Genomic DNA, 7,736 nt, shown 5'->3' with positions numbered 1-7,736 from the left:
TCAAAATTACATATATATGGTAATGGGCGATATTAGGTTTGCAATATTACAAAGTGGCTGCCGAGCTTATCAAAAAATGGGCCAAAAAGCAAATGAGGGGTACATATAAAACTCTGAGTTTTCAGCTACGCAAAAAAAGATAATTTGGGAGTAGTTTTATCAAATTGCTTGAAAAAAAGTAGAAAATAAGGAAATAGTTGTTGATTTTGACCAAGATTCTAAAAATACAGTATTTGAAACCAATAATTTAATGCAAACTATTACTAATGTTTTTAAAAGCAAGAATGTAAATATTTGTATCGATAAATAGATTAGCCAAAGGAAGTATTCCAAAAGACGATCTATTTAGTATTAAAGATCTTTAGCAATCAATTACAGACAAGAAACACGCGATTATCTAGAAACGCTACCATATGCCCAAAAAGAGATTAAATTAACATAAATTTTAGGACAGTTTTGTTAGTTTGGTCGCAAAGTTTGAATTGTTCTTAAGCGCAAGAGATAGGGTTTAATAACTACGATTCTATTTGGCAAGAAATGTTTTAAGAATTTGCAAGGGAAGAAGGAAAAGTATGGCTTTTGAAATACGCAAAAAGGTGCTTAAAATAAAAGTTAAAAAGAGAGAGAGAAAAAAAGCACAGCAGAAGAGATATTTATAAAGGACAAATTTACAAATTATAAATTTATAGAAAAAGTAATTCACTTTTAGGAAATAATTCTATATTTCAAGTGCTTTTAACTAAAAAGCAGAACAATTTTTAACCTACAATTTATATGAATTTTAGGTGGATATAAGTTTATCAAATTAATTTATCGGGGTTGAATATGCTTTTTATGATATCTGTAAAAATCCTTTCAGTAGAAATAATAACAAGAATTTCTAAGCCAAAAATATATTATTGTAATACTTGCTTTAATAGATAAAATATTTTTCCATAAAAGTTTAAATATACTGTTTTTAAATTGTTAATAAATTTTTAAAAATCTAAATATTAAGGGTTATATGTTGACACTATAAACTTTTCTAGCCGTTCTGCTTCTTTAGCTTTTTCTTGAAATTCATTGTAAAGTTTATTTAAATAAGATTTAAGCTCATTAACATCTGTTTGTATAAGATCTTTATTATTTTCATAATCTAATATAATTTGTTTTGACATTTCTGAGACGCTTTTTATTATAGATAATATTTTTTTAAACGAATTTTTAAGCTGCTCTAAATCTGAAATATTTAGTTTGTCTAGATTGTCTTTTTTGGTATATAGGTGATCACTTACTATGTCAAGAACTCCCCCAAGAGTGCTAAAGGAATTAAATATCTTTGATGCTTTTCCCTTCTGCATAATATCTGAGAACTCCTTTAATTCATCAATATCCAGAGTACTTAAAAGAGTATAAGTATGTCTTCTAAATCTTATAGATCTTTCGGTATTGTCAGATATATCTTCAGTTCCTTTCCCCCAATTCAATTTATTAAAAGCTTGTACTCCGTATTGGTCCTTAGGTTCGTTTTCCATGTTTTTTACATATTTTTCTTTAAAATAGTACGCCTCTTTAATTTGCTCTCTTAAATCATTAAGTAGTGTATTTTTTAGTTCTTCTTCTTCTTCTTGTTTTTTTAGTTCTTCTTCTTCTTGTTTTTTTAGTTCTTCTTCTTCTTGTTTTTTTAGTTCTTCTTCTTCTTCTTGTTTTTTTAGTTCTTCTTCTTCTTCTTGTTTTTTTAGTTCTTCTTCTTCTTGTTTTTTTAGTTCTTCTTCTTCTTCTTGTTTTTTTAGTTCTTCTTCTTCTTGTTTTTTTAGTTCTTCTTCTTCTTGTTTTTTTAGTTCTTCTTCTGTTTTAGGCTTTGATTCTTTTTGCTTAGAGTCTTCCGTTTTGGGCCTTGATTTTTCAGTAGGTGGGTATTTAATGTCTTTTTGATCAGTATTAAAATCCGGCCTGCAAGCTAAAAATAGAAAAACAAATATAGTTACAATTATATGGTATTTCATAAATACTCTCCTTTATATAATTCGATATTTATTTATTTATTTATTTATACTTATTATAAGCAAATATTTAATTTGATTCAATATTTGCTATTTACTTAATAAAATTAAGTATTTTATTGCAACTTAAACTTTTTTAAAATTTATTTTATATATCCTTGATTGATTTTTGCCAAATTTGTTATTTGGGCGATAGTATGTTTTACTTGTGAAGTGAATAAGGTGGCTTTTATAATTATTTAAATCCCAATGTGTTTTATTAAAACAATATTAATGGGAAATAATAAACTTTTTTTATTAGGCCTTTAAATATAAAGGCCTAAGTTACTTTAAAAATCCTTATTAATAAGTTTTAATTCATAATGCTGGGATAGGTATTGATAATATAGTGTTTCTCAGATTTTCAGCCTCTTTCTTTTTCTCATTAAACCGATTTAATGTTGTACCTAAGTATTCTTCTAATTTAGAATCCTCTGTTTTTATAGAATTTTCATTTTTTTGATAATCTAATAAAATCTGTTTTATGCTTGTTGAAAAAAATTTCCTTATAGAGAGCAGTTGTTCAAGAGAATTTTTGATCTTTCCCAAATCAGAGGAGTTTACCTTATCCAAGGCTTCTTTTTTTAAGTATAAGTGATTAATTGTTTTTTCTAGGTTAAGCTCTAAAATTGCTATGCTATTTAACACCTTGCCTGGCGATTGTAGTGTTGGTTTGTGAAATATTGTTGTGAATTTATTGAATTCAGCATCTGTTAAAAAACTATTTATAAAGTCAAAAGCTCTGCTATCTATCTCAAAAGCTTTCTCCCTATTTTTGCTGTTTGCAGGTTTTTGGTTTTTCGGTTTAGCCAGTGGCATTTCGCCTTTGTCTATGCTTTCTTTAGTTGTCGCTATTAAATTTTTTATTTCATTAATATATTCTTTTTTTGTTTTATCAGCATATTTTTTTATTGCTGATGCAGTATCATGGTCGGAATTACAACTGTTTAAAAGCGAAAAAACACACATACATAAAATTATTTTGTTTTTCATAAATATTCTCCTTAATTGGTATAAATTAATTCTATTTCTATATTAGAAATCATACAACATAATAATGTATTTTATTGTTAACAATTATAATTTGCATAAAAAATAGCATCCTCATCTTGTATTGATAGGATTAAATTTGCATTGTTTTGTTTTATTATACTTATAAACAGTAATCAAATTTTAGATGTCCAGTTATTATTTTTTTAATTTTTATTCTTATTTTGATCTATTTTAGAAAAAATTATTTTCATTTAGAAGTAGTATTCCCTTTTAGATCTATTATAAATTAATCTTGTCTTAGGGTAATATTTAAATATTCTTATCTTTAATTTTAATGCTCCAGCCCGATTCATTTTAATTTAAAGTCTTTTAGTAATAAATACAATAACAAATGATATGATATATTATAATTATCCCTTATTATTGTCAGAATATTTATTGTTCTATTGTTCAAATTATGCCTTTATAAAAAATTCTTTATTTTTTATAAATATTTTTTTAAACTTTTATGCCAAATTAGATATTTTCTTTTGCAAGGTCTTTTATATATAAACACCTTTTGTTTAAAAAGTTTATTTTTTGCTTTATAATTTCAAATTTTTAGTTATTATTATAAAGTAAAACAAAATTTTACTATTTTTTCAAATTCTCTATTTTATAATCTTTTTATAAGCCCATTTATACTCAAATTGTTTAATTTTTTCTATTTTAAAATATTCTGATAGAACTCTTTTTAAAGTCTTAAATGTCACACAGTATTTTTGTAACCGATTTATATAATTTTTATTTATGCTTTGTAATTCTTCTTTACGCTTTTTATATTTTAGGTTTTCTTTTTTTGATAAATTTATTTGCAAATTCTTTAATTTTTTGATTTTCTTCTTTTTTGATATGTTCTAACCAATCTTCAAGCGTCTTATTTTTACCATGTAGTTTTCTAAATAATGAGTATTCTCTATCCCACTTAATAGTGACATCCTCATATTCTTTTATGATATGAATCTTTGATATATGGTTTTTAGGGAATTTAATCATAGTAACTCTTCCTAACTGTTTAAAATTATTATAGAAGTTTGATTCTTTTATTTTTTGAATTTTGTGATTTGCAGCAATAACCGATTATAAATATTATATAAACCGATCTAATTTTTAGATTTTTACTCAACATATATGTTTTAATTTTAAACTTGTAATGCCATTGTTGCAAATGTTTGCTGGTGAATTATTAATGTTTTTTGCTTTTTATTCTTCATCTTTCTAAATGGTGGAATTTTTTGAAAGTTTTATTTTAAATGGCTTTTATATATGTTTGTATTTTTATTTGTCTTTATATTTTATTTATATAGATAGCATATTTTCACCTTTGGTGTATTTTATATTTATATCTTACTGGAATGTTGTTTATAGAAGAACCGCCAACAAGATATAGTAAATTAATTATTTATTACAGCAATTTAAAAATTTATTTTTTTTATTAATTGTTAGTTTTGATCTTAATTAAGAAAAAAATTTTAGATATAAAAAACCTTTAAAATTCATCTACATTAAAGCAAACATGTATAGCTATTGCCGAATTTTTTATTTTACAAATCGCTTCATTTAGAGGTGTTAATATTCTGTCGTGCTCATTTTTATTTTACACGAACTGATCAAACTTAGCAATATTAACAATACTATTTTTTTCATTTTAAAACTCCTAAATCAAACAATAATAATTGTTATTAATATATAACTTAATTTAATACTTTAACTATTGTGTATTATGAAAAAGGTCGTAATAACAATTTACAAGCTCAATATTTAAACCTATAATATAGGCTAAAAAATATTGTTGTCGCAAGCCATAAATAGCAGCGATTAGATTTTTAGCTAATAGACAAATTTATTACACAGCTAGCACAACACTGCAAAAACGCAGATTTTCTAAGTAAGTTTTAATTTGTTGGTATAGATACTCTTAATTACTAGATAAATATTATTAATGATCTTTGAGTGATTTTCAGTGGCAGAAAATACAATAGAATTTTTACAATAAAAATTTTCTAATATATTGAGAATTTAATTATGCGAGAAAGAAATTAATGTTTTTATAAAAAGAAAATAAATTATTACAATTAAGCTTTTTGTATCAATGAGATTAATAATTTAGCTTGCAAGTATCTGTGGGTAGTTATTTAAATTGAGTACTATTTACTAATAAGATCTCTACGTTGTGCTTGATTATGTCTTTTTTTTATATAATCCCTCAGCAAACAATATCTCATTGAAGAGATTTATTCTATTGATAAGGGAGGAAATGTTAATCATTGCTTTATTTCTTTTATATTGATTTTAGCAAGGAGCTCTAATAATCGCTATAAGGAAAGAAGAGATCAATTTTTAAGTTTAGAAATAAGAGCTTACTGAGGTGAGTATATATTTTACAAGACACTATAACCAAACTTAAAGAAGATTATGAAAAAATAAAAAAATACAAACTCTAATCTAATTAAAAACTTAATAATTTACATTGACTTAATTAAGTTTTCTACTATTTTTGCTGAGCTGGAAGAAGCTTTTTTTAAAAATTTTTTATAATCATCATAATTATTTTCATTATTGGCGATATCAGATATTCCACGGATGATTATAAAGGGAATTTTAAAGCTGTATGCTACTTGAGCCATTGCGGCGCTCTCCATATCTATTGCAATTGCGTTTTCGAATTCTTCTGGGATTTCTTGAAAATTTTGATGGTCAATGAATTGGTCTCCAGTAATTATTAAACCCATATATGAGGTTATATTGTTTATTTTTATCTTAGCAGCTTTCCTTATAAGAGCAGTGTTTGCTTTAAATTTTTTAGGGTGTTCTGGAACATGTCCCATTTCATATCCAAATCTATGTAGATTAAAATCGTAACTTGTTGTTTCTGTAGATATTACAACGTCTCCTATTTTTATAAATTTGTTTTTGTTATTATAAATTCCACTAGCAACTCCAGCATTGATTATGTGGCTAATTTTATATTTTGATATAATATAGCTTGTCCAAAGGGCTGTATTTATTTTTCCAACTCCCGTAGCTATGGTGATTATATTATAATTGCTCACTTTGCCAATGGCAATCTTTTTTTTTCTTCTATGTTCTTCTATTGAAATAGATTTTTTGTTTTGAATAATCTTGTTTATCTCTTCTATTTCTGCTTTTGTAGCTGAGATTATTAAAATATTACTTTGAGAATTTTCATTTGGGGTATTTGTTTTTGACTCATTTGTCCAGCTATTTGAAGCTACAGATACAAATATTAATATGTTTATTATATTTTTGATTTTCATTAAGAAAGCTCCCTTATATGTTTTTTGTTAATTTATAAATTAGTATTTGCATATTTTAAATAGTATTGCAATATTAAACTATTTATAGGGTATTGTTTGTGTTTTATTCTCTAAAATAAAACACACTTTTACTTAAGAGTAAAATTTAAATTAATATTACAATAATATCAATACTCAAATCCAAAAATCAAAAAAAATAAAAAGCAGATATAAATCAACCATGTTTTATTATTTGAATGGAGTTTGAGTAATGTGCAAAAAGAAGCTATCTTTAAAAACACTTTAAAAGTGTTTTTAAAGATATAAAAAGCATTGAGAATAATAATCAATTTAATTAAACATTTAGGTTTAATGTGGGCATTAAAATCTATTAGTGAGCCTAAATATTTTATTTTTATTTTTTAAAATTATTAAAGTGAAATTGCACTTGACAAGGAAGCAAAAATGACACCATTAATAGAAAAAAACAAGCTTAAATTTAATACAGATACATGCTCGAAATTAGTTAAGCAGCAGCAAAATTAATGCTTTAGCATTTTATGCTTATTAATAAGGAATGATTTTTATGATGTAATGATAAGGAGTCGAAATAAAAAAACATCACTAATATGAAATTATAAGAATAATAAAGATAAAATAAAAAAACTAGCACAATTGCACAATGAGTTAAAGATAAAGATTGAACTTGATGAGCTTATAAATAAGATTAACATTGCAGAAAAAGATATAAGATTTGCATCTATATTTTTTGATAACGCCCAGGAAGGTTTGAAATAAAGTATTATTGATTGGAGAGTAAAAATAGGGTATTATTATTGCATCTCAAATCTAGACAGGCTCTATATGAACCAGAGGATGTTTTAGCCAATTTAGAATCTTCTTTTTCTAAAAAAGGTGAGGCAATAGAGAGAAAAAGATAAAAGAACTTATTGAATATGCAAAAATTGTTTTAGTAAGTCTTAATGGATAATAAGGTATATAAAATCTAAAGATTAATATTAAAATGAGAGGCTTCTTCTGAAGAAGCCTCTCATTTTAATATTAGGCATGTTTAAAATTCTATTGATTAATATAAGGATATAATTCAAGAACCTGAAACTTTACAAAAATCTCAAACTATATAATTTTTATATGTTTTTTATAAATTTAAATCTTTAAAAAAATAATGATCAAAAATCTATTCATAAGTATCTCATATGTTTAGCAACATCATTTTAAACATTAAAAAGGTTTAACTATACAATTCAAAATTTTTTTGGCAATTAAAGCGCAACTTGAAAAGTTTATACGTGTTATTAGGGGGATGATATTTGATGAAAATTTAGAGTTATAATATTTATACTATTAAATAATAATATATATTATTATTTAATAGTATAAATATTATAACTCTAAATTTTCATCA

At 24.4% G+C, this 7,736-nt stretch carries 4 protein-coding genes and 1 pseudogene; 1 reads left to right on the top strand and 4 read right to left on the bottom strand.

The genetic code is table 11. The annotated features are described in order from the left end of the window. Window positions 1-992: 992 nt before the first annotated feature. The 4 genes from HNQ06_RS04860 to HNQ06_RS04845 form a co-directional block, all read right to left on the bottom strand. Window positions 993-1,985: a virulence associated lipoprotein gene (locus HNQ06_RS04860; protein ID WP_184107821.1), complete on the bottom strand. Its 993-nt coding sequence runs from the start codon at window positions 1,983-1,985 to the stop codon at window positions 993-995. A gap of 354 nt (window positions 1,986-2,339) precedes the next feature. Continuing rightward, a complete protein-coding gene (locus tag HNQ06_RS04855) occupies window positions 2,340-3,014 on the bottom strand; it encodes a virulence associated lipoprotein (protein WP_184107819.1) in 675 nt (224 codons plus the stop codon). Window positions 3,015-3,830: 816 nt separating this feature from the next. After that, window positions 3,831-4,049, bottom strand: coding sequence for a hypothetical protein (locus tag HNQ06_RS04850; protein ID WP_184107817.1), 219 nt, complete (start codon window positions 4,047-4,049; stop codon window positions 3,831-3,833). A 1,469-nt stretch (window positions 4,050-5,518) separates the two neighbouring features. Next, window positions 5,519-6,331 (bottom strand): 5'-methylthioadenosine/adenosylhomocysteine nucleosidase, encoded by an 813-nt coding sequence (locus HNQ06_RS04845; protein WP_184107816.1) that lies wholly within the window; start codon window positions 6,329-6,331, stop codon window positions 5,519-5,521. A 624-nt stretch (window positions 6,332-6,955) separates the two neighbouring features. Between HNQ06_RS04845 and HNQ06_RS05875 the strand changes: the two are divergent. Then, window positions 6,956-7,108 (top strand): annotated as a pseudogene (locus HNQ06_RS05875) (P12 family lipoprotein); the annotation flags it as partial. Window positions 7,109-7,736 lie beyond the last annotated feature (628 nt).

Origin of the sequence: Borreliella lanei (assembly GCF_014205895.1) — a bacterium.
In the GTDB taxonomy this organism is placed as follows: Bacteria; Spirochaetota; Spirochaetia; order Borreliales; family Borreliaceae; genus Borreliella; species Borreliella lanei.
Note: the sequence above shows the minus strand (reverse complement) of the source record. Positions and strands in the feature narration are given on the sequence as shown.

Excerpts from the sequence above, each read along its gene's own strand:
- HNQ06_RS04860 (WP_184107821.1), bottom strand. The coding sequence starts at position 1,985 with ATGAAATACCATATAATTGTAACTATATTTGTTTTTCTATTTTTAGCT.
- HNQ06_RS04855 (WP_184107819.1), bottom strand. The coding sequence starts at position 3,014 with ATGAAAAACAAAATAATTTTATGTATGTGTGTTTTTTCGCTTTTAAAC.
- HNQ06_RS04850 (WP_184107817.1), bottom strand. The coding sequence starts at position 4,049 with ATGATTAAATTCCCTAAAAACCATATATCAAAGATTCATATCATAAAA.
- HNQ06_RS04845 (WP_184107816.1), bottom strand. The coding sequence starts at position 6,331 with ATGAAAATCAAAAATATAATAAACATATTAATATTTGTATCTGTAGCT.